This window comes from Saccharothrix sp. ALI-22-I (assembly GCF_001984175.1).
Classification (GTDB): Bacteria; Actinomycetota; Actinomycetes; order Mycobacteriales; family Pseudonocardiaceae; genus Actinosynnema.
Genome location: NZ_MTQP01000022.1, coordinates 1 through 25,741, shown reverse-complemented (window position 1 = coordinate 25,741; position 25,741 = coordinate 1). Strand labels below are relative to the sequence as shown.

The 25,741-nt window shown below is 69.7% G+C and carries 21 protein-coding genes; 3 read left to right on the top strand and 18 right to left on the bottom strand.

The genetic code is table 11. The features are described 5' to 3' along the window. The 18 genes from ALI22I_RS01215 to ALI22I_RS01135 all read right to left on the bottom strand — a co-directional run. Nucleotides 1-1,410 (bottom strand): hypothetical protein (locus ALI22I_RS01215; RefSeq protein ID WP_143531863.1); only part of this gene is annotated, 1,410 nt, incomplete at its 3' end. Nucleotides 1,411-1,424: 14 nt separating this feature from the next. Beyond that, nucleotides 1,425-3,353, bottom strand: coding sequence for a DUF6519 domain-containing protein (locus tag ALI22I_RS01210; RefSeq protein WP_077003733.1), 1,929 nt, complete (start codon nt 3,351-3,353; stop codon nt 1,425-1,427). Nucleotides 3,354-3,365: 12 nt separating this feature from the next. Next, complete coding sequence (locus ALI22I_RS01205) at nt 3,366-7,064, bottom strand: two-component regulator propeller domain-containing protein (RefSeq protein WP_077003732.1); 3,699 nt, start codon at nt 7,062-7,064, stop codon at nt 3,366-3,368. Continuing rightward, nucleotides 7,061-8,629 (bottom strand): baseplate J/gp47 family protein, encoded by a 1,569-nt coding sequence (locus tag ALI22I_RS01200; protein ID WP_077003731.1) that lies wholly within the window; start codon nt 8,627-8,629, stop codon nt 7,061-7,063. The genes ALI22I_RS01205 and ALI22I_RS01200 overlap by 4 nt, the downstream gene beginning before the upstream one ends. Nucleotides 8,630-8,641: 12 nt before the next feature. Continuing rightward, nucleotides 8,642-9,007, bottom strand: a complete 366-nt coding sequence (locus ALI22I_RS01195) for a GPW/gp25 family protein (RefSeq protein WP_077003730.1) — start codon at nt 9,005-9,007, stop codon at nt 8,642-8,644. A 15-nt stretch (nt 9,008-9,022) separates the two neighbouring features. Further along, nucleotides 9,023-9,382 carry a hypothetical protein gene (locus tag ALI22I_RS01190; protein ID WP_143531862.1) on the bottom strand — a complete coding sequence of 120 codons (360 nt, stop codon included), beginning with the start codon at nt 9,380-9,382 and terminating at the stop codon, nt 9,023-9,025. Then, a complete protein-coding gene (locus tag ALI22I_RS01185) occupies nt 9,379-10,116 on the bottom strand; it encodes a phage baseplate assembly protein V (RefSeq protein ID WP_143531861.1) in 738 nt (245 codons plus the stop codon). The genes ALI22I_RS01190 and ALI22I_RS01185 overlap by 4 nt, the downstream gene beginning before the upstream one ends. Before the next feature lie 8 nt (nt 10,117-10,124). After that, nucleotides 10,125-11,282 (bottom strand): hypothetical protein, encoded by a 1,158-nt coding sequence (locus ALI22I_RS01180; protein WP_077003727.1) that lies wholly within the window; start codon nt 11,280-11,282, stop codon nt 10,125-10,127. Next, complete coding sequence (locus ALI22I_RS01175; RefSeq protein ID WP_077003726.1) at nt 11,279-11,593, bottom strand: hypothetical protein; 315 nt, start codon at nt 11,591-11,593, stop codon at nt 11,279-11,281. Before ALI22I_RS01175 ends, ALI22I_RS01180 begins: the two co-directional genes overlap by 4 nt. A 10-nt stretch (nt 11,594-11,603) precedes the next feature. After that, nucleotides 11,604-12,332, bottom strand: a complete 729-nt coding sequence (locus tag ALI22I_RS01170; RefSeq protein WP_077003725.1) for a hypothetical protein — start codon at nt 12,330-12,332, stop codon at nt 11,604-11,606. 8 nt (nt 12,333-12,340) lie between these two features. Further along, nucleotides 12,341-14,143, bottom strand: a complete 1,803-nt coding sequence (locus ALI22I_RS01165; RefSeq protein ID WP_077003724.1) for a hypothetical protein — start codon at nt 14,141-14,143, stop codon at nt 12,341-12,343. A gap of 2 nt (nt 14,144-14,145) precedes the next feature. Further along, nucleotides 14,146-15,837, bottom strand: a complete 1,692-nt coding sequence (locus tag ALI22I_RS01160; RefSeq protein ID WP_077003723.1) for a hypothetical protein — start codon at nt 15,835-15,837, stop codon at nt 14,146-14,148. 1 nt (nt 15,838) lies between these two features. Next, nucleotides 15,839-17,548 carry a hypothetical protein gene (locus ALI22I_RS01155; protein WP_179118042.1) on the bottom strand — a complete coding sequence of 570 codons (1,710 nt, stop codon included), beginning with the start codon at nt 17,546-17,548 and terminating at the stop codon, nt 15,839-15,841. Between the two features lie 27 nt (nt 17,549-17,575). Continuing rightward, nucleotides 17,576-17,746, bottom strand: coding sequence for a hypothetical protein (locus ALI22I_RS50220; protein WP_179118041.1), 171 nt, complete (start codon nt 17,744-17,746; stop codon nt 17,576-17,578). Next, nucleotides 17,743-18,438, bottom strand: coding sequence for a T4 family baseplate hub assembly chaperone (locus ALI22I_RS01150; RefSeq protein ID WP_179118040.1), 696 nt, complete (start codon nt 18,436-18,438; stop codon nt 17,743-17,745). Before ALI22I_RS01150 ends, ALI22I_RS50220 begins: the two co-directional genes overlap by 4 nt. A 112-nt stretch (nt 18,439-18,550) precedes the next feature. After that, a complete protein-coding gene (locus ALI22I_RS01145) occupies nt 18,551-19,027 on the bottom strand; it encodes a phage tail protein (protein ID WP_077003720.1) in 477 nt (158 codons plus the stop codon). Nucleotides 19,028-19,051: 24 nt separating this feature from the next. After that, nucleotides 19,052-21,130, bottom strand: coding sequence for a phage tail sheath C-terminal domain-containing protein (locus ALI22I_RS01140; protein WP_077003719.1), 2,079 nt, complete (start codon nt 21,128-21,130; stop codon nt 19,052-19,054). Nucleotides 21,131-21,151: 21 nt separating this feature from the next. Then, on the bottom strand, nt 21,152-22,141 hold the full coding sequence (locus ALI22I_RS01135; protein WP_077003718.1) for a hypothetical protein: 990 nt from the start codon (nt 22,139-22,141) through the stop codon (nt 21,152-21,154). Between the two features lie 648 nt (nt 22,142-22,789). Between ALI22I_RS01135 and ALI22I_RS01130 the strand changes: the two genes are divergently transcribed. The 3 genes from ALI22I_RS01130 to ALI22I_RS01125 form a co-directional block, all read left to right on the top strand. Continuing rightward, a complete protein-coding gene (locus ALI22I_RS01130; RefSeq protein WP_077003717.1) occupies nt 22,790-23,563 on the top strand; it encodes an AfsR/SARP family transcriptional regulator in 774 nt (257 codons plus the stop codon). A gap of 101 nt (nt 23,564-23,664) precedes the next feature. Next, on the top strand, nt 23,665-23,811 hold the full coding sequence (locus ALI22I_RS50215) for a hypothetical protein (protein ID WP_179118039.1): 147 nt from the start codon (nt 23,665-23,667) through the stop codon (nt 23,809-23,811). A 14-nt stretch (nt 23,812-23,825) separates the two neighbouring features. Then, nucleotides 23,826-25,741, top strand: a 1,916-nt coding sequence (locus tag ALI22I_RS01125; protein WP_143531859.1) for a WD40 repeat domain-containing protein, incomplete at its 3' end; no start/stop codon positions are given.

The following is a 25,741-nucleotide window of genomic DNA, read 5'->3' as shown; positions in this document are numbered from 1 at the left end:
CAGTCGGGCGGTGTTGTCACTGCCGGCGGTCGCCACCGTGAATCCGTCGCGGCTGAACACCACGGCGTTCGCGGGCCCGGCATCCACCAGGCGGAAGCGGATGGGCAGAACACGGTCGAACGCTTGGACAAAGGGCCGCCGCCCGCTGAAGTTCGTCCCCGTGAGGATGATGCTGCCAGCGTTGTCGCCGATCACCTGCGCGGGAACGTGTAGAGCGCCCTGCGGGGCGAGGTCGACCGGTGCCTCTGGACCGAGTGCCGAGGAACGCCACCGGCCGGCCTGAAAAACGCCGATGCCCGGGTTTCCGCCGCCGAACCCGATCGCCCCTTCATACACCGCGATCGCGTCCTCTCCGTACAAGGTGATCAATCCGTGGCCCACGTTCATGTTCGGCTCCGAAAGGTTCTTCGGGCTTTCCCAGACACCGCTGGCGGCGCAACGGGACATGCCGAACACGTCATCGGCGGCGAAGACCGGGCCCTTTCGCCAGTAGAGGACGTAGCTCGTGCCGCCGGGCGAAACAGCTACCGAGTGTGGCCAGCTCGAGGACGCCGTCGCATTGGTGAATAGTGGCGTGAACGGTTTCCAGTTGCCGGTTTGATCGGGACACGTCGTCACATTGGCCTGAGCGTTCACGTCCGCGCCCAGCACGGCGGCGCCACTCGCATTAACCGCGAGGCATGCGACCATTGCATCCGCTGAGCCGCTCTCCTCGGTCAGCGCGGTCTGCTGGCTGATCACCCCCGCCGCGGTTCGGGTGACGACCCGGACCGAACGCCGCACGGGCACCGTCTGCCATCGATGGGTCCACGCGATGGTCGCATTGCCGGCGCTGTCCAGCGCCAATTGTGCTGCGCCGGAGTCTTTGCCCGGCGAATTTACCTGCTGGGGTGCCGTCCATGAACCGCCTGGCGAGTGCGACGAAACGAAGAGAGAACCGATCTCGGCGTCCGGCGGGCCGTCGTAGCGGTAGACGAGGACGACCGCCACTCCGTTGGGCGCGACCGCTACTTGGGACGGTCGCGAGAAACTGGTCGGCACCGAGAAGCCGACGATCTCCACCGGCTGCTCCCATTCGGCGGCACCCGCTGGACGGTAGACGACGCGCTGCCGCCGCTGGGCATTGAGAATGTCCGTGGTCAATAGGGACGTGATGCAGGCAGCACCGGTGCCGTCGGCGCCGACCGCAAGGGTGACCTTCACCGGCACGTCACCAGGTCCGGACACCAATTCGAACCCGTCCACCCAGGTACGGGCCGACTTGCTGTCGGCGATCGCGACCCGGGTCTTCAACGGTGTCTGCGACAGCACTTGGACATAACCGGCCGTTGCACGGCCTCCCTTGCCATAGCCGAGGGACGGCTGGCGCCACGTTTCCGGAAGGGCGTTCGGAGCCGACCAGCTTTCCACGGGGACCCCTGTGCTCAGAGCGCGGTGACGAACCGCTTGGTGTAGATCTTCATCGACCCCTCCCGGTCGCTGCCCCAGAACACCCAGACGGTGGTGCCCCGACCGGCGATCACGAACGGTGAGGTGTCGTCACCACCCGACGTGGCCAGTTGACGTGGGGTGCCCCAGTGGCCGGCGGGGTCTTGGCGCATCGCGAACAGGTCGCCCCTACCGGCCGTGCCCCGACTCCAGATCAGCCAGATCACACCGTCCGCGTCCTCGACCGCGCACGGTCGGCGATCGTTGTTGTCGGTTCCGCCGATGTTGTTGACAGCGGTCTCCCAGGCGCCGTTGCGGAAGCGGCGTCCCGAGATGCCGCCGGCCTGCCAGAACACCCACACGTCTCCCCCGCGGGTGCAGAGCGCGAACGGTGGCTCGCTCGCACTGCCGGTTTGTTCGGCGAGCTTGAACGGATCCGTCGCCGTGCCCGTTCCCGGATCGAACTGGGTCGCCATGATTCCGTTTGGCGTCGTGAAAACCGCGAAGATCTTGCCGCTGCTGTCCGGGGCTGCGTGGAAGTCCCGCCGCATCGTGTCCAATTGGGACAACTCCACCGCGTTGGTGTCGATCCAGGACGCGTTCGGGTGGCTCCAGCGGCGGAACTGCCAGCGCTTCAGCGGTGTGTCGCCCGGTGTGGACTTGTGGAAGAACACGGTGACCCGTGGGCCCGCTGTGACCACGAACGGATTCGTCTCGGCGATGCCGGGCGTCTCCGCTACCGGGATCTCGTTGGCCGCGCTGAGGGCGGACAGTTCGCCGCGCTTGAAGGCGATGTTGTCGTTCAGCCCCGACTGCGTCTGGTAGGCGACGAACAGCGTGCCGTCGGGCAGTTCGGTTACGTGCGGACGGCTGTGCGCGACGCCGCTCGTCACCTGCGTGGGTGCCACGAACCCGGAGGCCACCGGGTCGAGGCTCATCCTGGTGACGAACACCTGGTCGGTCCCGGTTCGGTCGCTGGAAAAGCCCGCGACCAGTCCGCGCCCGCTGTCGAGCAGGAACGCGCGCCCTATCTCGTCCTTCACATTGGGCGTGGCCGCGGGTGCGACAGGCAGATCGGGGCCGGCCGGCAGTTCGCCTCGCAGCAGGGCGTTGATCGCATCCCGCAAGCTGATCGGGGGCCGGCGCAGACCAGTGCGGTAGTCATCGGTGCTCGTGCCCAGCACGTCCTCGACGAGCGTCGCGGGCGGCAGGCGCAGCCGTCGATGCCGGCGATCAACCACGTCGGACGCCGCGACTCGGGCGTCTCCCACCCGCCGGAAGACGGTCGCGAGCAACACGTACGAGTGTCCCGGAAGGAAATCGCCGTCACCCGGCCTGGGAGCGGCCGTGCCCGGGCGTACCCGGATCACCCAGTTTCGGAGCACCCGCGCACAGGTTTCCGCGCCGAGCCCGGCGTGCACGAGCTCGGGCTCGTCGTCCGCGGTCAGGAGCATTTCCCACACATCCACGTAGACGGCCACGGGCTCGGCCACCGTCGCCGGAGTGAGCTTCGTGATGACCGGCACGCCGAGGCGGGCGGCGAGCACCGCGGCACCGGGTTTCTCCTCGTGCAGATCCTGCGCGGTGAAGGTGGTGTCGGCCTCGATGATGACGTCGAGGCCGTCCGCGATGATCCGGCCGACGTTGCGCAGCGCCAGGTCCGCCGGCGAAGCCGCACCGGCTGCCGGCGGGGCACCGGCTTCGATCGTGAATTCGTTGGCGAGGCCCTTCCCGACGATCCGGAACCCGTCGTTCCCGTCCGGAACGCCGTCGCCGACGAACCACTTGAGAAACGCCCGCAGCTCGAACTTGCGGATGTCGTCGAGCTCGTTGAGGTCAGCGTCGACGATCGGGACGCCCTGCTGCATGCGAACGTTGACGTACCGCAGCAGCGGGTTGAAGGTGCTGGTGGAGATGAGCGCCATGAGACGTTCCTTTCACGGGTCCGGAATGGTCACGATCCGCACGGTGGCGGGAACGAAGTCGGCGAGCAGCTGACGTAACCGGTGGACCTCGGCTGCCTCGGGCGGTTGTTCCGCGCGGCCGCGATCGAGGTGCAGCACGACGGTGCCGGGTGTGTAGTGCTCGTCGGGCGCCGGGGGATCACCGCGCGGGCGCTGCGGCGTGTAGTCGAGCAGGTCGCCGAACCCACGCCTGCCGTTGTTGCGCGCGGCATCGGCCGGCACTGCGGTCGTCGATCCGGCGAAGCGGCGGACCGACGTCTCCACCGGCGGCCGGCCGGGATCGGTCGACAGGCCCGCGACGGCCACGTTGCGGTCACTGCGGAACAGCAGCAGCGACGGCAGATCGGGCATGGCGAGAACAGCTGGATCGGTGTCGGTGCTCGGCCCTTTGGTGACCGCCCTCGGCTCCGTCACGGCACCTGCCGCGTTGACCTCGACATGCCAGACGCGCGCGCCGCCACCGCGATCGGATCGGAAGTACACCCGCACCGGTTGGCCGGGGCCGCGTGTGAGCGCCGGTTCCCTGTCGACGGCTCCGGCGGCGGTGAGCTCGGTCTCGTCGGTCCACGCCGCGGCTGTCGCGTCCCGTCGACGGAGGATGATCTGCCAGGTGTCGCTCTGCGCCGAACGCTTTCGGCGCGAGGTGGTGAGCAGGAGCGCAGTGCCGTCGCGCAGGATGTGCGGATCACGTTCTCCGGCCGCGGGATTCCCTATCAGCATCGGTGGCGACCACGAGCCGGTCAGTGCCACGACGGCACCGGGAGCTCCGGCCACGGCCGTCCAGCGACCCGTGCCGTCGCGCCGGTGAAGGCCGGAGGCGGTGCCGATCCACACCGTGCCATCGGAAACCGTCACGGCCCGGCAGTCGGTGTCGGCGATGCCGTCCGCGGCGGCGTGCAGGACGCGGACGCCCGACGCGCGGAGCTCGACGGCACCTGCCGCGGTTGCCAGCCACATCGTCGTGCCTTCCGCGGCAAGGGCGCGGACGTCGTTCGCGCCGGGGCCGAGATCGGACAGAGTGGTCGCGACGGCCTTGCCACCGCCGATCCGCGCGGCGCCGGCCGGGGTCGCCACCCACACCGCGCCATCGGGCGCCGGGACGACACGACGTGTGTCGCCGGTCGGCAGCCCGTCCGCCACGGTGATGGCCCGCCACTTGTTGTCCCACCGCACCGCCACACCGGCCGATGTCGCCGCCCACAACGTTCCTTCCATGGTGGCCGCGACAGAGCGGATGTTCACGGCGGGCAACCCGCTCGACACGTCGAAGGTGGTCCACTCGCCGTCGGCGGCACGCCCGCTGACACCCGCTTGCGTGGCGAACCAGACCGTGCCGTCCGGCGCGACCGCCACCGATCGGACGTCGTTGGACACCAGTCCCCCGCCGGTCGACGCCGTGGTGAACACCATCACGACGCCACCAGCCGTGCGCGCGGCCGCGCCGGCGGCGGTCGCGAACCAGATCGTGCCGTCGGCATCGGCAACGGCGTCGCGCACATCGTTGGTGGGCAGGCCGTCCGCGGCGGCAATCGACGAGGCACCGTCCGCGGCGAGGACCGTGAGCCCCGATGGGGTGGCGGCGAGGATCCGGTCCGCCCACCGACTGGTCGCGATCCGCCACCGGCCGCCGTCGTGGGTGCTCCAGCACAGCCGGACCCCGCCGCCGGCGTCCGCGGTCGCAGTGCACTGGGCGTGCCGGCCGAGTGGCACCTGCCCGACATCGCACGCCGGTTTCCAGTCGATGTCCGGGGTCCAGCCACCGCGGCCGATGAGCTCGCGGTCGCCGAACCCGAGTGCCCACGCCGCGGTGGACGCAGCGAGGTCGACGCGCATCGTCACGGTGGGCCCGGTCGCCGAGCTGGTGAGCACGATCGTGCCGGCCCCGGTCGACCGCGCGGTCACACCGGCGAGCTGCGCGTTCATCGCGGCGACGACCTCCCCGGTCATCGCGGACCCGACGTTCGCATAGTCGCCGGCTCGGATGGTGAACGTCTGCGCCATGATGGATCCGGTGATCACCAACCGCGTTCCGGGTACGAGCGCGAACGGCGCGACGGCGTCGCCGCGCAGTTGCGCGGCGGTCGGCGCGGCGACGGTGCCGACCTGATGGCGCAGGCGGGACCGGGCGGTCGCGGCGTTGGACACCCACGCGCACCACAGCGTGCCGCCGGCCGGCGTGGCCACCGCGGGGTCGGCCATGTCGGTACCGATCGGCCGTGCGTCGTACCACTGCTCCAGCAGGCGTGCCTTGACCATCGACTGCATGTCCGCGGCATCCGGTCCCGCCGGCGTCGCATATACCAACCAGCCGACTCCGGACGGGTCCACGGCGGTCGCCAGCCGCCCTCCGGGTGCGCCGTCGAGGCTGACCAGGGACGCCGTGGCCGGGAAGACCTCTACGTGCGCCTGGGGTGTCCCGCGCCGTGAACGCAGCCGCACCTTTCCGCCCACCGCCGCCGCGTCCACACCGTGCACCGTTCGCCCTATGACGGCGGCCACCTCGGCGGCCGACGCGGCGCCGATGTCGGTGAAGTCGGTGGACCGCAGGTGGAGCCGGTTCGGCGCCGCCCGGTCGACCGCGAGTCGCATGGACATGCCGTCGCGCAGGGCGAACGGTTCGATCGCTTTCCCGGTGAGGTCGGCGACGGACGCGCCGGTGAGGCCGAGCACGACGGCGGCGTCGTCCACTCCTTGGAAGCCCGCGTTGGTCTCGACGGCGGCGAACACGTTGCGTTGTGGCGGGCTGTTGGTGAGCGAAATGTGCTGCGCCATTTCCGAGATCCGCGCGGTCCAGCCCGTGTAGTGGTCGACGAGCTCGCGGATGCCCACGAGCGTCCCGGTGGTGCGGTAGCGCCGCGGTGCCGCGGTGATCTCGCCGCGCTGCCGCGCGATGTCCGCGTCGCCCAGGTCCCAACCGATCCACTGCGCCAGCAACGGGAGGAACCGGCAGTCGGTCTCGACGGTGTCACGCACACCGCGCAGGCCGTCCGCCGAGCTGCGCAGGGCGCCGACGGCAGTCCCGAAGACGTCGATCAGCCGGCGCAGCTGCCCACCGGCCGCGGCCGCTTCCGGCAGGAGTCCGGTACTCGCGTCCTGCGGGCGCTCGGCCGTGTCGAGCCGTCGGTAGACGTTCGGCAACATGTCGTACAAGACGCGGTTGTAGCGGTACACAGCCGTGGGAGTCGCGCTGGCGCGCAGCCGGACCGCGTTGCCATCCGTGCTCGACGCGTCGAGCTGGTAGTAGTAGGTCACGCCTGCGTCGAGCGCACCACCGCCCGCGCCCGCGTCGAGCAGGTCGACCTCGCGGCGCACCACCGCGCGGTCGACGGCGTCCGTCACGGTTCGGATCGTGCGCCGCACGATCTCGACCGTCCGCCCGCCCTCGATCCGCCCGACGGTGCACGTCTGTTCGGTGACGCGCAGGCCGCCATCCACACTGGTGGCGTCCGGCAGGTCGTGCACGGCCAGGACTCCCGGCCGTGGCGTCGGCGGGAACGCCGCGCTGTCGTAGATCAGGTAGGAGTCCAGGCGGGCGGGGAAGTCGAAGTCGTGCCGCTTGCGACGCACGGTCACCCTCGGTGCGGTCTCATCGGAATCCGGGACGATCGTCCAGCGCAGCGCGACTCGCCGGCCGCACAGGTCGGCGGATGCCGTGAACGATCCGATCCTCATCGCGCCCCCACGCGCACGTCGAGGGTGCCCGGCGTCGGGATCTCGAACTCGCCCACTTCGATGCGCCCACCGACCGCGACGTCCGCCGACACCGCGGCGCGGAGGAAATCCGGCAGCTCGGACAGCGGCGGAAGCCCGAGCCGCACGAGCTCGGACGCGACATCGACCGCAGGGCGGTCGGCGCGGCGGAACCGGTCGATGGTGGCGGCGACGACCCCTGAAACGGCTTCGACAACGGCATACACGTCGCTCAGGTAGAGCGTCTGCGCGAAGTCGACGCGGGCGAAGGCGAGCAGATCGGTGATGGCGGTGCGCACGTTCGCGGCGACGGTGGACGGGACGAACCGGTCGTCGACGATCACCTCCACGCCGATGTCGATCGGTGCCGGACGGGCCCCGAACACCTGTATCACCGTGCCCACCGGGCGCTTGTCCTCGAAGAACGCGAGCAGGTGGTTGCGCAGTGACTCCGGCAGCGGCCGCAGCGTGGTGCCGATCGGGGCCACGTACAGCTCGACGCGGTTCCAGACCGGGCTCCGCACCCGGACTTTCGCGACCGTGCCGGTGCGTCGCGCAAGCGCGGCGTAGTCGCCCGCGGTCACCGCTCGCCTCATCGATCGGAACACCAACGGCGCGTTCTCGATCGCGCTCCGGGCCGACTCGGCGTCACTGCCTCCGGCCGCGGGGTCCGGGTTGGTCACCGACGCCAGCGCCGGTATCGCGGTGATCGCCTCGGTGATCGAACCGGCCGCGACGTTGCCGCGCGCTCCGAGGCAGCCGCGATAGGCCGCCCGGATGTTGTCGACGGCCACCGGTGGACGACGGTTGGTGAAAAGCACTCGCGGCGTGTCGGTCGCGTCGACGATCAGGCGGTACTCACGGGCGAGCGGGTCGGACGTCGGCTCGTCGTCGACCACTCGCTCCCACCGGACCCAGTCGGCGCCCTCGTGCACCTCCACGACCACGGAGTCGAGATTCACCTGCCGGTCCGGCAGGGGCAGGGACAGATTCGGCTCGTCGGTTCCGGATCCGATGACGATCGCGGCGGGCGAGATCGGCCTGCCCTGTTCGACGGGCAGTCGGTCGTAGTGGACGACCGGCTGCTCGGGATCCGGCCGGACCTCGCTCGAGGTGAGATCGAAGGTGAGATCGGGCCCCAGGTAGACGAACTCGATCGGCCCGTCGCCCGGTACCTCCGCGCGAAATCGTGCTCCCCTGGGCACTTGTGCGGAGCGCGGGTCCTCGGGTCGGCTCGGCCGGGCGAAGGACAGTCGGAGATCCACGCGTGCCGGGGTGACCGGGGTGAGCTCGTAGCCGATGAGCCGGAGCAGGTCGACGATGCTGCCGCGCTCGGTCGCGGTGGCGGGGAACAGTTCGCTCGCGATCCGGTCCTGGTAGTAGGCGACGATGTCGCCGCAGTAGGCGAACAGGTCGATGAGCAGCATGACCAGATCCGACGGTGACCGGTCGGTCCACTCGGGCAGCCGCTGGCCGGCGAGCCGCAGCAGCGCCGCACGCAGGGAGGCGAAGTCCTTGTCGGTGTAGTCGATCGCAGGCGTGCTCATCGGGGCTCGTCCCTACGCCAGCGGAACGATCATCTGGCCGGTCACCGGGGCGTCGGTGAGGACGTAGTTCAGCACCAGCCGCAGTTGGTCGCCGTCCCGATCGACCTGCGCCCGGGTGACGACGGCACGCCGCTCCCACCGGATGACGGCCTCGTGTGCCTGCCGGCGCAGGAGGTCCGCGGTGACGTCGTCGTCGGGTTCGTGGACCAGCGCGGCCACGTTGGCGCCGTAGTCGCGCAGCATCGGCCGCTCACCGAGGCGGGTGCCGAGCAGGATCAGGATGTCTTCGCGGATCTTGTCGGCACCGCCGCTCCACGCGGGCGCTCCGGTGCGGGGGTCGATGCGGAACGGGAAGGCGGGTCCTCGTGGATCGGTCATCGCAAGGGCGTCCTCTCAATCCAGCGGGCACGGCGGCGCCGCGGGCGGCCTCGGCAGGTCGGGGATCTCGGGCACCGCCGGCAGTCCGGGCACGGCCGGGAGCGGCACCGCGATGGCGGGTACCGGCGGCAAGGCGATCCCCGGCACGGCGGGGAGCAGGACTCGGGGTGGCTCCGGCACCTCCGGCACTGCCGGCACTCCGGGCGTGGCGGGCACCGGTACCGGGAAGGCGGGTACCGGCGGCACCGCGATCCCGGGCACGGCCGGGAGCCGCACCCGCGGCGGCTCCGGAGCAGCGGGCACCGACGGCAACCCGGGCAGCGGGGGCGCGGGAAGGGGGATTGTCGGAAACGACGGGAAGGCGCAACGGCTCATCGGAGCACCACCGCACTGCTCAGGTGCACCCCGGGAATCAGTTTCGGAACCGCCGCGAACTGTGGCGAAGGCGATGGCGGACCGACGCCGGCGGTCGGGTGCACGTGGGTGGCGAGCAACGTCCAGAGGGCCTCCATGCCGCTGCCGAGGACGGCCGTGTCGGCCGCGCCCGCTCCCAACGCGACGGTGGTCGCCTCGACGACGACCTTCGCCGCTCGGATGTGCACCGTGTCCTTGGTTATGTTGATCACCGTGCCGGCGTTGTTCACCAGGCTCACCCCGTCGGCGCCCATGGACAGGAAGTTGCCGTGCCCCTCGGCGAGGGTGGCCGCGGCGTGTTCCGCGTCGAGGTGCACGTAGGAACCCGACGGGCTCGACAGCAGCAGACCGCCCTGCTCGTCGATCGAGATCATCGCGTCCCCGGTGTGGTGGATCAGGATCGAGTCGGGTGGCACCTTGGTTCTCGTCGCCTCGGTCAGCGCGACGCCGGTCCACAGTGGCCGCTCCGGATCTCCGGCCTCGAACTCCACCCACACGACCGTGTCCTTGGGCGGCACGAAGTAGTGGCCGTAAGGCAGGCACGCCTCGGCCGTCACCACCACACCGGCGCCGAAGACGTCGGGAACCTCCACCCGCAGCAGGCCGCGATGGTCGTCGTCGGTGTTGTCCACGACGGTCGCGTGGAACTTGCCGTAGTACCGACCGACGTGGCGGCTGCTTTCGTCGACGAGCATGTGCACTCCTACCTGGTTGTCAGGAACTCGGTGAAATAGCTCGGGAGTGAACCGTTGCGGGGATTGGCGCGGCGGTAGACGTGGTTGACCCGACGCACGTACCAGTCACCCTCCGCCCAGGCGGCGATCCCGGAGATGCGCACGCGGGACTTGGCCCGAAGCGCGACCGTTCCGGCCGCCCGGCCTCGACCGTGGAATCCCAGCAGCGACGTCGGATCGGCGATGGGGCGGTAGACGAGTTCGTCGGCCGTCAGGGCAGCCGTGCCGCTGACCCGTTCCTCCGGGCGGACGAGCGTCGCGGCCGCCGTCGCCGCCAGGTCGTGCAGCGCCCCTATCGCGGTCCGCTGCCGCTCGTCGAGGTCGGCCGTGCGTCCGGTGATCGGGGGCGGCAGCGGCGGCCGTGGCGCGGTGGCGGCCATGGGCGAAGTGCGTCGGACACCCGTGACCGGGTCGATGGTCGCGGCCCTGCGCCGAGGTGCCGAGATCGCGGCGCTGCGCTCGTAGCAGAACTCGATGAGGTTCCCGCCGCCCCGGCCGTAGTGCAGCTCGCCGACCGGTTCGGCGGCCACGATCTTCACCAGCGGCGTGAAGTAGAAGTTCGACGTGTCCTTGCCGTCGAACTCGAGAAACGCGAGGCAGCCTTGGCGGTGGGCCTGATCGAGCACGAACTCCCACTCGTTGACGTTCGCCGGGCGGGACGGCCGGCGTTCGTCGAGCACGATGTCCGCGGCCGGGTCGATCTGGAACGGTGTGATGTCGTATTGGGGCCGCCCGACGACCCGGGTGAGGACCGATGTCAGCGTCTCCCCCGCTTTCCATTCCGCCGGGTCGTATGGCGTGGTGCTCATGCGATACGTGAAGTCGAGCGCGGTGAGTTCGACGTGCTGGTGGTCGGGCGTGGCGACGATCCGCGACGCGGTGACCACGCCCTCGAAGATGAACGTGGGCCCGCCGGATTCGTCGAGTGCGACACGCAGCTCCAGACCTTCGAACGAGGCATCCGCGAGCAGCCCGGTGGTGTCGGCGAATCGGACGATCGCCTTGTCGGTGAGCCGGTCGTCGTCCTCGACGTTCAGGGAGTGCAGCGGTGCGCTCACGTCGCGCCAGTCGGAACCGTCCGCGCTCACGAGCACGGTGGCCGTCGCGACGTTCTCGACACCCGTCATCGGAACACCCTGGTCCGGTCGGTCCGGTCGGCACGCGCACCGATCGGCACGTCGATGACGTCGCCCGCGCGCAGGTCGAGGGGGAATGCGATGGGGTTGGCGTCGGTGACCGTCCACCACGCCTCGCTGTCGCGCAGGTACCGCCAGGCCAGGTACTCGACGTCCTCGACCCCGCTGACGCGATGCCGGTGCGTCGCGCTCGCCGGTGGCGGCGTCCGCCGGATCGGCAACGTCGGCCGCGGCGTTCCGTCGGCCGCTGCCGCCGTGTAGGCGGTCTGCTGCCGGTACCTCGAATTGCTGGAGACGGTCACGTTCCCCTCCTCAGTCGAATGCGTCCTGCACGAAGCCCCATCCCGGGATCTGCTGCAGCACGTCCTCGCCGCTGAGCCGGCCATAGGACCCGACGACCTCCACGCCGCGAGTGAGCACGTCGATGACCGTCGAGAGCGATCTGGTCTGCTCGGACAGGGTCAAGCTGACTTCCGCGCGTTCGGGGGTGAGGTCCGGCTTGAACTTCGTGATCTTGATGTTCAGGTCGTTCATGACGCATTCGAGTTCCACGTCGCCGAGCTTCAGCTGGCACGTCGGCGGTTTGGCCCAGATGGGCTGGCCTGCCAGCAGCGCCGGTATGTCGAGCGTCGGGTTCATGAACGAACGCAGCACCGCGAGGTCGGGTTCGATCCGCCCGCGCCGCGCGGCATCGAATGTCGTCGGGTCGTCCGGCCTGGCGCGCGCGTCGAGCGCGAACTCCAATGCGAATGTCCGTGGCCGCCCGCACGTGGGATCCATCGCCTTCGTCGCGACCAGCAGGCTGCCGAAGTGCTTGAAGTCGTCGAGCGCGGCCCCGGCCACCTTCGCGGCCCGTGCGAGCGCGCTCCCGCCGGTGATCCCGGCGGCCTTGACGGACTTGTCGAACGCCCACTTGCCCAGTTCCGGGGCTTCGCGGTACTCGAACCCCTTCTTCTCCGACAGGATCTCCGGGTGGAACTGGAACTTGAAGATCAGCGGCGGCACCGTGAAGAGGTTCGCCAGATAGCCCTTGCGTGCCACGATGCTTCCTATCCGCTCGCCGGGACGTAAGGACGCCGGCGGCCGCGGGCGCCACGTATGTCGTCGAGCATCTGTTGTCTGGCGAGCCGCTCGACGTCGTCGTCCGGCCGCTCGATCGGGAAATCTCCCGGCCCCCAAGGCACATCGGGAGGTTCGGGAGCGGGGGCCGCCGGCGGCGGCGCGATGTCGATCACGACCTCGTCGATTCGCACGACCGGTGCCCGCTCGGTGGCGGGCTGCCGGTCGACAGGTTGCGACCGCTCGGGCGGCGTCGTGAAGTACGTCTTCATGGAGTCGAGCAGGGTCCGCAGACCGCCGGTCGCGAGCCATTGCCCGTACGCGGCGGCGATCGGCCCGAACCCGGTTTCCGCCCTCACCGGCACGGCGGGGATCAGCATCTCGGCGGTGCTCGACGTACGGGCTCCGAGCGTCTGGAGCCGCTTCGCCAGGCTGGTGCCCGACAGCGCCACCTCGTTGATCGCCGCCTCGTCGAGTTTCTCGGCGAACGTCGTCAGTCCCGCGCGGAGCTTCGCGGTGGGCTGATCCACCAGTTCCTCGGCCGCCTCGGTGAGCCTGTCGGTTGCGGCCTGCGCGTCCGCGCCGACCTTGGCCATGATCATCGCGAGGTTCGGCGGGGGTGGTGGCGCCGGCAGCGGCGGTCGTGCCGGGTCGGCCGGGTTCGCCGCCGTGCCGGCGGGTTTCGCCGGGTTCGTGCCGCCGCCGGTCAGGGCGAGCAAGGCGGGCAGCACGTCGACGAGTCGGGCGAGCACCCGGAAGATCCGCAGTTCGCCGAGGTTTCGCAGGATCTTGTCGACAGTCGGCACCAGCCAGCCGAGCAGTTCGTTCACGGTCCCGGTGACGGCCCCGCCGAGCACGCCGCCGAGCTGGAGCGCGCCGTCGAGCAGTTTCGCCAACGCCGCGAACAGCGCCGTGAGCGTCTCGGACACCGTCGCGGCGAGCGTCCGGACGGTCATCGCCGCCACCCTCGCGATCATCGCGATCGTGTCCAGCGCCAGCACGATCACCGCGCCGCGCAGCACCAGGACGTCGCGGACGATGAACCTGAGCGCGTCCGAGATGGCGTCGCGGACGTCGGGCAGCCGGTCGAGCAACCACGAGACGGATGCGATCGCGGTCGGCACGGCCACGATGAGTCCGCCGACCAGGCGCGTCGCCGCGTCGATGGCCGACGTCAGCGAGTCGACCCACGCTTTCCAGAGCGTGGCATCGGGCGCTCCGAGCGGTGCGGACGCCGCCGAGGGCGGCGCACCGGGACCTCCGGCCGCCGCCCGCAGCAGTGCCGTGACGGCGTCGAACTTGCCTCGCACGGTCGCGAGCGTGGCGAGGAAGTCGGGCTGACCGCCCGCGGCCTGCGGCGCACCGGCCCGCGCTGGTGGCGCGGCGACCGGCGACGGCGGGGCCTTCCCGAGGCCCAGCTTGTCGATGATGCGCTCGATGCGTCCGGCGAGCGAGTGGATCGTGCCGATCGCGTCGATGAGCTTGATCGAACCGATCGTGCCCCCGACCAGCCCGCCGAACAGGTTGCCGACGAAGCTGCCGACCCCGCCGAACACCCCCGACAGCAGGTCGCCGAACCCGCTGCCGGGCGTCAGCTCGCGAATGTTCACCACGTGCACCTTGAGTGCGCCGTCGAGCAGCGGCGGGCTGCCGAGGGCGGCGGCAGGTGTGACGGCCGAGGTGAACGCGGAGGTGCCGTACTGCGCCGTCGACCGCTCGATGTCCTCGAGGGTCCTGCGGGCGAAGCGGGTCTGGGTGAGGAGCAGCCCCAACTGGGTGACCAGGTCGTCCATGTTCACCTCCCCACCGCGCCGGAGCCGGCGCGCAGTCGTCGCGCGCCATCGCGATACGCACCGCGCACCGCCGCGGCGAACTCCGCGGCGACCGCCTCGACGAGCCGGTCGTCGGCCGGTCCGCCGACGTGCACGAGAACCCGCGGTACCTCGACCCGAACCGGGACGGCGTGCCGGCGCAGCAGGTGTGGCGAGGTCGGCGCCGGTCCGACCAGTGCCGGTTCGCCCTGGAATCGGGCGTGCCACAGCTGTGCCGTCCGCTCGCCATACGCCTCCAGCGCCGCGGCGAGCACCCGCACACCACCGGCCGCCAACCACGACTCGAGCGCCAGAGCGAGCGGATCACGTTGTGCCCGTGGCGGTTCCGCACCGAGCAGGGTCGCGGCGAGGAAGTCGGCATCGGCGGGCAGGCGCGGCGAGAGGTGCCCGGTCTCGTCCCGTGCCACGGCATCGGCGACCGACGTGAAGTGGCCTGCCGCGTCGCGCAACCCGTTGGCAGTGCGGTCGAACCCGGCGGCCAGCCGCGTGCGCACGCCCTCTCCGGTCGCGGTGACGACGCGGGCGACCTGCGCGCGCACCTCGTCGCCGAACGCCGTCCGCCCGAACTCCGGGAAGTTCGACCGGAAGTTCAGCGGTGGCGCCTCGGGGCCGATCGGGATGTCCGAGGGCACCCACCGGTCGAGGCCGAGCAGTTCGAGCAGGTCGGTGACGAACCCCAGGAGGCCGACCACCGCCTTCAGCAGGCGTGCCAGCTCGAACACGAAATCCCTGACCGCACCGGCGAGCGCGAGGCCGAACGCCGGCACGAACGCCATGCCGGCCCGGACGAACGTGCCGGTGACCGCCTGCAGCCCGTGCACCAGCCCGAGCAGCCACCCGCCGAGCCGGCGCAAGCTTCCCAGGACCAGCTCGTACTCGGCGGCGATCGCCTTTCGTGCCGCTTTCTCCACCGTCTCCAGCAGGACCAACGCCCAGAGGCGCACGCGGATGTCGATGCCCGCCAGCAGGACCGAGACCAGTTCGGGCAGTGCCGCGAACGTCAGCGACAGGGCGAGAACCGACGATCGGGCGTCGTCGTGCCAAACCACCGGCGGCTGGTCCGGCGTGGCGGTGTGCCGGAGCGCCGACCCGACAGGTGGGGTGGCCGGTTGTTCGGCACGCAGCACGCCGACGGTCGCGAGCAGGGTGGCGCCCAGCCGGTCGAGCTCGCCGCCCGGCGTGCTCGCCCGTTTCACCGCCGTGTGGAACGCGGCGATGATGCCGACGAGATCCAGGACCGTGCGATCACGCGGGTCGAACGCCCCCGGCGTCGGCGTCGCGTACCGCGTGATCGACTCGTCGGCGGAGGCGAGCAACCGGTCGATCGACTCGACGAACGCGGGGATGTCGTTCGCGGCGCGCAACGACCCGACCCACGCGGCACGGGCGGTCCCGATCGCGGCCAGGGGTCCCACGCGGGTGTCGGTGAACGCGCCGCCCGCCGCCGAACGGCGCGCGGACGTCACCCACACCCCCACCGCACCGTCCTGGAACGGCAGTACCGGAAGATCGCGCGTGCCGAGTTCGGCGGCGCGAACGGCGGTGCGACGCCTGGTCAGCGCGGCCTCCACGGCCCGGCCGGCCTGCGTCGCCAAGCGGCTCTGGAAGGCCAGAGCGGCGAACCTGGCCACGGCTGCGGCGAAGTCGATCGGCATGTCAACGCCCCCACGTCGGGTCGGCGACCACGTAGGACTGCGCGTCGAGTCGCCTGGTCAACGTGCGCTCCAGCGCCCGGACATCGGCCGGGGACGCGCCCGGCACCCTCAACCGGAGGGTGCCGATCACCGGGCGGACGGGCACCGGCTCGTCGGGCCGCAGCACGGGCAGGGGTCGAGGCGGCGGTGCGGAGACGTCGCCGTAGACCAGCGCGGCGAAGGCGTCCGCGCCGTCAGCCACCTGCGGCTCGACGCTCGTCCACAGCGACGGCGTCAGGAACCTGCCGACCAGCAGGGACATGTCGTCGGTGAGCGCGGCCAGTGCGGTTCGGTTCGCGCCGAGCGCGTCGCGTCGTTCGGCCAGTTCAGCGGCGAAGATGCTCGGCCGCGTGGCCATTCCCGCGACCGCCGCGCGCGCCCGCTGCCGGCGGCTGAGGCGACGCTGGTCGACCGCCGGCGCCTGCGCTGCCGCGTGCTCGATCGCCTTCCAGCTCAGCTGCGGGACGGCCGGTCCGGCGAGGTGTTCCAGGATCTTCACCGGATCGGGCAGCGTCACCTTCGGCAGGAGGATGTCGGACAATCCGGGTTTGTTCGGTGCGGTCTTCGTCTTGTCCGCCATCAGCTCGGTGAGCCGGACGATCGTCCGAACCGTGGGATGCCCGGTGAACAGCGTGGGCAGCAACCGGCGCACGTCGGCGAGGTAGCCCCGGACCGCGTCGGCGAGCTCGTCCGCGGCCCTGGTGAGCGTGTTCGTCACGACGTCGCCGCCGATCACGACGACCTCGATCGCGTCGTGCACGACCTGTCGGACCGTGGCGCCGAATCGGGCGGCGAACGGGCCGATCGCCGACTCACCACTGGTGAGCTGCCGGATCCGATCGAGCAGACCTGCCTTCACGATGTCGAGGAACTCGACCGCGGTCCGCACCGAACGCCCGATCGCCACGATCGTCCGCGCCGCGGGGATCAACCGCGGTCCGATCTCGGTCACCGTGAACGCGACGGCGCCCAGTAGCTGCGCGGCCAGGGCGGCAACGCGGTCGCCGAGCTGAACGAGCTTGCTCACCAGCGGGTTCCGGATCGCTCCACGCGGTCCCCGCAGTTGGTCGAGCAGGGCGCTCGACGCGTTCACCGCCGCGACCGCCGACGCCGCCGTCACGAGGACGCCCCGGATCTCCTCGCCCGCCACCGCAAGCGCGACCACGGCACCGGCGACTCCCGCCGCGGCGGAACCGCCGAGCGCCAGGGCACTCGCCGCACCGGGTGCCTGCACGAACCCGACGACGAAGATCAGGCCGGCAATCGAGGCCAGCGCCAAAACCAGCGCGGTGACGCCAAATCCGCCGAACCTCAGCAACAGGCTTGTGCCCGCGATCTGCCCGACCGGGCTCGACAGCCCACCGCCGATCATGCCCGCCAGCGCGGAGATCGGCGTCGTGAGCGAACTCGCCCCGGCAACCGGAGACGGCGTCGACTCGATGGCGAGCAGTCGGGAATCCAGCTCGGCGATATTCGCGACGCGGATGCTGAGATAGGGCCCTTCCCGCGGCAGCGAGGTGCCGAACCACCTGACGAGAAAGATCCCGTGCGCACGGTTGCGGATGGTTTTCTCCACACGCACGATGTCGATCCACGGCGCCAACGCTTTCGAGGCAGCCAGCAGCGTGGGCAACGTGGCGGACGGCTTCTGCAGCAGCAACGCGATCGGCACCGAGGTCACCTCCTTGGGCGTCGTGCGCTATCTGGTGTGCGCTGCTTCCACGCGGGCGTTCTCCTGTTCGATCTGCTCGGCGAGCAACCGGACGAACCCGTCGCGCTCGCCGACCTCCATGTCCATCAGCTCGACATACGACCAATGCAGGTGATATGCGAGGAAGAACACTTCACGACGCAATTGGTCCAGGCTCACTCCGGCACTAAAAAATTCGTCATGTCAAGGCTGGCGCGGATCTCATGTCCGCAAGCGGGACAATCCAATTCGCGAATGAGGTCGATACCCGGCGCGGCGTCGTTGAACGCACGGTCGATCAGCCGCCGGTCGCCCAGCGTGAGGTCGGCGAAGATCTTGGTGCCCAAGGCCTCCATGCGGTCGGTCGGCATGTCACCGAGCGATCGCAGGCACCGTGCGAGCAAGGCGTTCTTGCCGAGCGAGGCGTTCTTGCGCATCTGCGGTGCCGCCGCGCCTTCGTCCTCCCCGCGCGCCAAGCGCAGTGTCATCGACGTGTACACCGCCCCGTCCCGGTCCAGGTACCCGTCACCGAGTTCGACCGAGATGTCTTCGGGCATTTCGCCGTCGGCGAGCATCGTGGTCGGCAGCTCGTCGAGATTCTCCACGGTCGAGAACCGATCCCCGCACGACGGGCAGGTGTATTCCGCCGCGAGCTCGGCCCCGAACGTCAACGTACGCAACTTGATCAGCAGGTAATTGCGATCCACCGAGTACATCGCGTCGACCTCACGGCGCCCGAACGACGGCAGATCACCAAGGCGCACGATGCAGCTGGACAGCAGCGCGGTGACCATCCGCCCACCGTTGCGCTGGTTGGCGGGATCGGCCAGCAGCGCCTCGTCGCGGCCGGTCATCTTGCGCAACGTGATCACCCGGTGGACCTGCCCGTGTTCGTCCACGAAACCGACCGGGAGGTGGACCTCGACCTCCCGGCCCCGCGCCGGTGTGCGGGGCTCTATCTTCGTGGTCGTCATTCCCGTCTCCTCAGCTCCTCGGGACCCATTCGAGCCCCTCGTGTTCGAGCACGATGGTTTGCAGCATCAAGTTGGTCGATCCCGCCTCGAGGTCGTTGAACTTGGACGACTTGACCCAGGCGTGCTTGAACAGGAACCGTCCGACTTCCTCGCCGTTGTGGTTTTTGATGATCGCGCCGTTGCGCCGGCGCGACGACCCACCCTGCGCCAGGGCGTTCAGGTCGAACGTGTCGCGGAACCACTGCCGGAACTTCGTGTCGTCCTCGCTGCCGTCGACCCGGCGTTCGATCGTCAACGGCTCGAACTTGACCTTCGACGAGGACAGCCGGTAGACGTGACCGGTCAGCCCGTCCGGCTGCTCGATGGTTTCCACTTCACCTTCGCTGAGACCGGACACCTTGCTCAGGCGGGGACTCCACTTGCCGTCGACCTCCATCACGAATTCGCTGGCTCGGTAGCCCTCGTAGAAATCGTTGACGAGCGGCATCAAAGCTCCTCTGGGTGGTGGCGATCAGGTCTCGGCCACGGTGGCGCCGCTCGCCTGCTGGCCGACCTTGATCACGATCGTCTCGACCGGGCGCGATGGGTAGAAGTAGACCTCGACGGTCAGCCTGCCCTGTTCGACCTGATCGGGTGGGTTGTTGGTCGCATCGACGATGACCGTGAACGTCTGGTCCGGGGTGCCGGTGCCGAACGCTCCCTGGCGCCACAGGCCGAGCAGGAAGGGCATGATCGTCGTGTACTTCACCGACGTCCACAGGGATTCCCGGTTCGGTTCCTGACGAGCCCACCGCAGGCTGTCACGCAGGCTCGATTTGACGTAGTTGAACAGCAACCGCACGTTGACGTAGCGCCAGCGCGGATCTGCGCTCAACGTCCGTGACGCGTCGACCACGATGCCGGCGCGCGGCACAGCCCGGATGCCGTTGACCGACCCGTTGGTCACCAGATCGGTGTGATCAGCTGCGGACAGTCGCGTTTCGACGTCGAGCACGCCACGCAGGTTCGCCTCGTCACCGGCCGGCGCCTTCCAGATGCCGCGCGTCGTTTCAGTCCGGGCGTAAACGCCCATCACGTGGCCGGTGGGTGGAATCACGATGAGCGGGTTGTCGCCGACGCCGATCGGATCGGGCACCACGATCCACGGGCCGTAGACGGCGCCGTACGCAGTCGCCGGCAGTCGCCGGCCGTAGTCGACGGCCTGACCCGCCGCCACGGAGTCCTTCGGAACCGCACCGACGAACATGGCGTCGCCGCGCTTTTCGCAGTACGCGAGTGCGGCTTTCGCGATCGACTCGTCGGAGCGCTCACAGCACACCAGCTGGACGTCGAACGAGTCGAAGGCGAAAAAGCCGGTCCGGGCCGCCTCGTCACCGATGAAGTGGTTCACGGTGGGGACACCGTCGGCGCCGTCGCGCAGCGGGGTCCACGGTGTTTCCACCGGACGGGCCGTGGTATCCCCCACCGTCACTCTGGCGAACCGCGATCCGCTGAGCGGGTGGTTGACCACGCGCTCGACGAACCTGCCCAGCGCCACGTGCATCGACAACCCCTGATGGGTTTCGACGACGTGCTCGTCGTCGCCCTTGCCTTTTGCCAGCTTCAGCTCGAATTCGGTCGTGCCGATGGTGATCTTGCGGACGTCGGTGAAGGCGGCTTGGTTGGCAGGCTCCGGCGTCCACGTCACGGTTCCGGTCGCCGGGTCGACCGTCGCGATCTTCGCGCTCGCCTTGTTCGTGCCGTCGGTGATCTCAAGGAGGTCGCCGACGGCGAACTTCGCCGGGTTGGCCAGTGTGGTCCCGCCCTTGTCGAAGGCATTCACGTTACCGAGCACGGCGTCGCCGGCCGTCTCCGAGAGTCCGAGCGCGGTGTTCGCGGTGGTGACCTTCAGACTGGTGAACCCGGACGAGCGCCCGGCTTGCTCGCCCGTCGACGTCAGCACCAGCTTGTCCGCATCGATGTCGCCGACCACCGACGTGGTCTTCGCGTTGATCGCGTCCTTGATCTCCCGCCCTGTTGCCTGCGCGGGATCCTGGAAGTCGGTGAGCTGGAAGGTCAATTCCAGGGGCGCGCCGTCGACCTCGAGCTTCAGCGGCAGCAGGCTCGACATGTCGGTGGTCGCTCCGAGTGCGGTGCCGGTGATCTTGGCGGGACTGGCCTCTCGCACCCTGCTCGCCGCGGACGATGTGTGGACGATCTTGACGAAGAGTTGCTCGGCCCATTTGCCCGGGTCCGGCTCACCGCGAAAGCCACCCTCGATGGTGAGCGCCGCGGGATCGGCGTTCCCGGTGCCTGACTTCAGCACCAACTTCGCGGTCCGGGCTCCGGTCGGATCCACGATCCGGTTGACGTAGGCGGTCCGGCCACCGTTGTCGAACAACCCCTTCACCAGGTATGCGCCGAAGCCACCGGGGATGTAGCCGCCGAAGCGTTCGACGAACTGGGTGAAGCTCGTCACCCGGACCGGCTGGTTGGCGGGTCCTCGTTCGGTCGTCACGCAGAACGCCGAGACCGACACCGCGGCCCCGGTCACCGAGGGTGCCGTCGCGCCGTCCACCTCGACCACGTTTACGCCGATGTCGAAAACCATGTCCGTCTCCTCAGCTCACGTTCACAACGACGTCCCGAGCAGGTCGCCGCCCACCTCGACGTGCTTGATCCGCGGCATCCGCGGCCCGACCACCGTGGGTGTCCGCACCCCGACCCGGTACACCAGCACCGGGATCTCACCGACCGCACCGCCGATCCGCTCGGCCCCGGCGACGCTGACCAGTTCGATCGGCGCGCGGTCGCCGTCGATCACCAGTTCGCCGGCGACGGGGACCCGGGCGAGCACGGCCTCCAGCAATTCGGCCTGCGTCGCGCGATCTGAGGCGACCGGCCGCAACGCGTAGTCGATGTCGAACGGAGTACCGGCGCTACCGTCCCGGTGGCCGTCGACGGTGTAGTCGCGAGGCAACCTCGTGTCGATCACCCGACCCGGGGCGTACCGGATGTCGAACTGTTCGATGTCGATCGCGGGTGCGGCCGGAACCGGTTGCGAGGGAGCGCGAATGGCCACGGCGACCGGTCCACCGCCGGCCCCGATTCCGTCCAGCGCCGCCAGGAGCGCGGCATCCGCGTCGGCGAGCAGGCGGGGCCGCACCGCGATCAGGTCGTCGAGGTGAACGACGAACGGCGTTGCGACGCAACGCAACCGGATGCCCGTCACGGCATTCGCCACGGCGGTCGGGAGGTCATGGAGGCTCATCACCGCGACCGTCCAACCGCGGCCCGACCGGGCGGGGAGCAACCGATGCCAGGTGTTGCCCGGATGGTCGAACCCGACCGTGGACGAGGCGAACCGCATCTCGAGGACCAGGCCGTCCCCTGGGACATCGTCGGCCCGAATCGACAGCCGCAACTCGGTGAACCCGGACAGGTTCACCGGTTCGACGGTTCGCTGCAGTCGATGCCCGGTCGCGGCTTCGTTCGCCGTGATGCGCGCGCTCACCCGGTCGGCGCCCCATCCCGCGGTGTGTGGATCGGCGACCATCGTGATGTCCGTCGAAGCCGTCACGCCGTCGGGTGCGAGCGCCGTCCACCGCGCCGAGTCACCCATCGAATCGAGAATCCGAGAGGTCATCACGTCCCCGAACAGTCAACCGGTCCGTTCATGACGACGATGGCCAAGTGTCCGTCACGCGGGCGTCACCGCGGCGCGACCGCCCGCTGGGTCCGCGACGTCACCTACGCAGAAGAGTCCTTCCGTGTCCGCACCGGCAACGCACCCAGGTGATGCATCCCTGCGCAACCTCGCCATCAACGCCCCACGCCTCACCGGCCACACCAAAATCACCACCGGGTTGCGGACCACGGCCCGCAACCCCGGCAAACCCACTACAACTACTCGGAATCCTCACCTGAACAGGCAAAACGACTTTGCCGGAACTCCGCCCGGATCCCGGTCCCCAACTCGCCTTTCCCGTGGGTGATCCGCAGCCGTTAAGCAACCCGGCGCCACACCCCGCAACAACTCGACTCGACTCGTGGTGGAGCGCGGCGCTCCGGGAGCGGCCGGCGCAAGCGGTCACTCGTATAGGTGAAAAGAGGGGACCTGCAGGGTTGTCGGACGGACCATGACGACACGGAATGTTTGTCGGGGTTGCCGCGGAGGTCTGGGCGGAGTCGTGTAACACACCACCTCTTCCGAGGTCGACAACGTCGCCGCGACGCCTGGCACCCCAGCCGGACCCACCGGAAAGCTGCCATGGCCATCACCACAGCGACCACCTCGGACGCCTACCCGTACAGCTCGCAAGACCGGTGTCTGCACCTGTTCGGCGGCCCGTACATCACAGTCGCGGGCGAGCGGCAGGAGATCCCGACGGGCAGCCAACGGCTGCTCGTCCTCACCGCGCTACACCGCGGTCGCGTCGACCGCCACTTCGCGGCAGGGCTGCTGTGGCCTATCGGGAAAGATCAGCGTGCGGCCGGCAACCTCAGGTCCGCGATATGGCGGCTGCGTGGCGCCGGGGTGGATGTAATTCGCGCGGACAACGTCTCGATCTCGCTGCGCGATGATGTCGCGGTGGACGCCCGGTTCGCCGGTGAATGGGCGCGCCGGCTCATCGACGGTAGCTGCGGCGGCCTGGACCTGGCGTTGTTCCCGTGGCTCGATGACGCCTTGGACCTGCTGCCGGGCTGGTACGACGACTGGGTGATCATCGCTCGGGAACAGCTGCGCCAGCGGGTGTTGCACGCCCTCGAAGGACTCTCGCGCCGGTTGTGCGAAGCAGGCCGGCTCGCCGAAGGCGTGGAAGCCGCGATGACGGCGGTCGCAGCGGAGCCGTTGCGCGAGAGCGCGCAACGCGTCCTCATCGAGGCGCACCTCGCCGAATACAACCTTGTCGAGGCCAGGCGCGCGTTCGAGGAATACCGGACCTGCGTGCGCAACGAACTCGGTGTCGCTCCGTCACCCGCACTCGCGCGGCTGGTGTCGTCAGGTACGCACCGAGCGCTGCGGGCGGTCGCGCCGCGGTGACGCCCGCGTGACGGACACTTGGCTATCGTCGTCATGAACGGACCGGTTGACTGTTCGGGGACGTGATGACCTCTCGGGCCGACGATGTCCCAGGGGACGGCTTGGTCCTCGAGATGCGGTTCGCCTCGTCCACGGTCGGGTTCGACCATCCGGGCAACGGTCGGGGCACCACCGTCTGGGTGTTCTGGGGCAGCGACCGGGAGGGGTCGATGAAGATCTACACCAAGCGGTTCGTCACCGCGCTCTGAGCACAGGGGTCCCCGTGGAAAGCTGGTCGGCTCCGAACGCCCTTCCGGAAACGTGGACCCAGTCGTCCCTTGCCTACGGCAAGGGGGGCCGTGCAATGGCCGGTTATGTCCAAGTGCTGTCGCTGACACCGTTGAAGACCCGGGTCGCGATCGCCGACAGCAAGTCGGCCGGCACGTGGGTGGACGGGTTCGAATTGGTGTCCGGACCCGGTGACGTGCCGGCTGCGATCACCCTCGCGGTCGGCGTCGACGGTACCGGTGCCGCCTGCATCACGTCCCTGTCGAGCACGGACGTTGCGAATGCCCAGTGGCGGCATCGCGTCGTCTACCGCCCGGCGGGCGCTGCCCAGTGGGAGCAGCCGGTGGAGATCGTCGGCTTCTCAGGGGCGAGCAGGTCCGTGCGAGTGACCGACGTGGCGGTCGCGCCCAACGGCGTCGCGGTCGTCCTCGCTGACCGCTACGACGCCCCGCCTGACGCCCGGATCGGTTCCCTTTTCGTCTCGTCGCATTCGCCGGGCGGTTCGTGGACGACACCTCAACAGGTGACTTCGTCGGTCTCCGGAGCAGCAGAACTGGGTCTCGACGCGGCAGGGAATGCGACCATCGCGTGGGTTCATCGATGGCAGACGGTTCCGTCGATGCTGCATTCGATCCGGGTCGTCACCCGAACCGCGGCGGGGGCGATCAGCCCGCAGACCGCGCTGACCAAGGAGAGCGGCTCAGCCAATTCCCTCAGCCTGTGCCTCGCGGTCAACGCCAGTGGCGCCGCCGCGCTGGGTACGCAGGTGATAAGCCAGGCAAGCCAGGCCAATGTGACCACGCGGCCCAGCCAAACCGGCAGCTGGGGTCCGTTCGCACCGCTGTTCACCGATGCGACGGCGGCCTCAAGTGCCCCGCGCTCGGTCGCTGTTTCGCCCGGCGGCACGAGCTACGCCCTCTACTGGCGACAGGGTCCGTTCGTTGTCACCAACGACGTGATCGGCATGTCCCGTTGCGCCGCAGGCGGTGCCTGGGTAAGCCCGACGAATCTTTCGGTTCCGAACATGCAAATGAGCAACGGGTTGATCGCCATGTATGGGGAGGACGCGATCGCGGTGTACACCGGGGCGATCGGATTCGGCGGCGGGAACCCCGGCATCGAAATTCTCCAGGCCGGTCGGTGGCGTTCCTCGGCGCCCGGTCCCGAGGCACCGGTCGACCTTGTCCCACAGGGCACCCGACGCCTGCTCACACAGGTGATCGGCGACAACGCCGGCAGCGTCGTCGTCACGGAGACCGTCTTCGGCGGGACGACCCCGCGGACCTTCGTCCTGACGTTCGACCGTGTTCTGCCCATCCGCTTCCGCCTGGTGGATGCCGGGCCCGCGAACGCCGTGGTGTTCAGCCGCGACGGATTCACGGTGGCGACCGCCGGCAGTGACAACACCGCCCGACTGTTCCACACCTCCAACGGCCAACAACGCTTCACCGTCACCCACACCGCCCCCGTCAACGCGGTCGCGTTCTCCCCCAACGGACTCGCGGTGGCAACCGCCAGCGACGACAAGACCGCCCGCCTCACCACGATCGGCGGAACCGAAACACTGCGCCTGACACACGACGACCGCGTGACCACCGTCACGATGAGCGCCGACGGCCTCCGCCTCGCCACCGGCAGCGCCGACGGCACCGCCCGCATAGCCGAACCCGGCAGCACGAACCCACCCCGCACACTGGACCACGACGGCGCCGTCCACGCGGTCGCCTTCAGCCCCGACGGCACCCGACTGGCCACCGCCTGCAACGACGGCACCGCCCGCCTCTTCAACACACAGACCGGCGCCCAACTACTCACCTTCCCCCACGACGGCCCCGTCCACGCACTCGCCTTCACCCCCGACGGCACCCGACTGGCCACCGCCTGCCACGACGGCACCGCCCGCCTCTTCAA

Coding starts and splice junctions, on each gene's coding strand:
- ALI22I_RS01210 (WP_077003733.1), bottom strand. CDS start 3,353: ATGGCGCTCATCTCCACCAGCACCTTCAACCCGCTGCTGCGGTACGTC.
- ALI22I_RS01205 (WP_077003732.1), bottom strand. CDS start 7,064: ATGAGGATCGGATCGTTCACGGCATCCGCCGACCTGTGCGGCCGGCGA.
- ALI22I_RS01200 (WP_077003731.1), bottom strand. CDS start 8,629: ATGAGCACGCCTGCGATCGACTACACCGACAAGGACTTCGCCTCCCTG.
- ALI22I_RS01195 (WP_077003730.1), bottom strand. CDS start 9,007: ATGACCGATCCACGAGGACCCGCCTTCCCGTTCCGCATCGACCCCCGC.
- ALI22I_RS01190 (WP_143531862.1), bottom strand. CDS start 9,382: ATGAGCCGTTGCGCCTTCCCGTCGTTTCCGACAATCCCCCTTCCCGCG.
- ALI22I_RS01185 (WP_143531861.1), bottom strand. CDS start 10,116: ATGCTCGTCGACGAAAGCAGCCGCCACGTCGGTCGGTACTACGGCAAG.
- ALI22I_RS01180 (WP_077003727.1), bottom strand. CDS start 11,282: ATGACGGGTGTCGAGAACGTCGCGACGGCCACCGTGCTCGTGAGCGCG.
- ALI22I_RS01165 (WP_077003724.1), bottom strand. CDS start 14,143: ATGGACGACCTGGTCACCCAGTTGGGGCTGCTCCTCACCCAGACCCGC.
- ALI22I_RS01160 (WP_077003723.1), bottom strand. CDS start 15,837: ATGCCGATCGACTTCGCCGCAGCCGTGGCCAGGTTCGCCGCTCTGGCC.
- ALI22I_RS01145 (WP_077003720.1), bottom strand. CDS start 19,027: ATGCCGCTCGTCAACGATTTCTACGAGGGCTACCGAGCCAGCGAATTC.
- ALI22I_RS01140 (WP_077003719.1), bottom strand. CDS start 21,130: ATGGTTTTCGACATCGGCGTAAACGTGGTCGAGGTGGACGGCGCGACG.
- ALI22I_RS01135 (WP_077003718.1), bottom strand. CDS start 22,141: ATGGGTGACTCGGCGCGGTGGACGGCGCTCGCACCCGACGGCGTGACG.
- ALI22I_RS01130 (WP_077003717.1), top strand. CDS start 22,790: ATGGCCATCACCACAGCGACCACCTCGGACGCCTACCCGTACAGCTCG.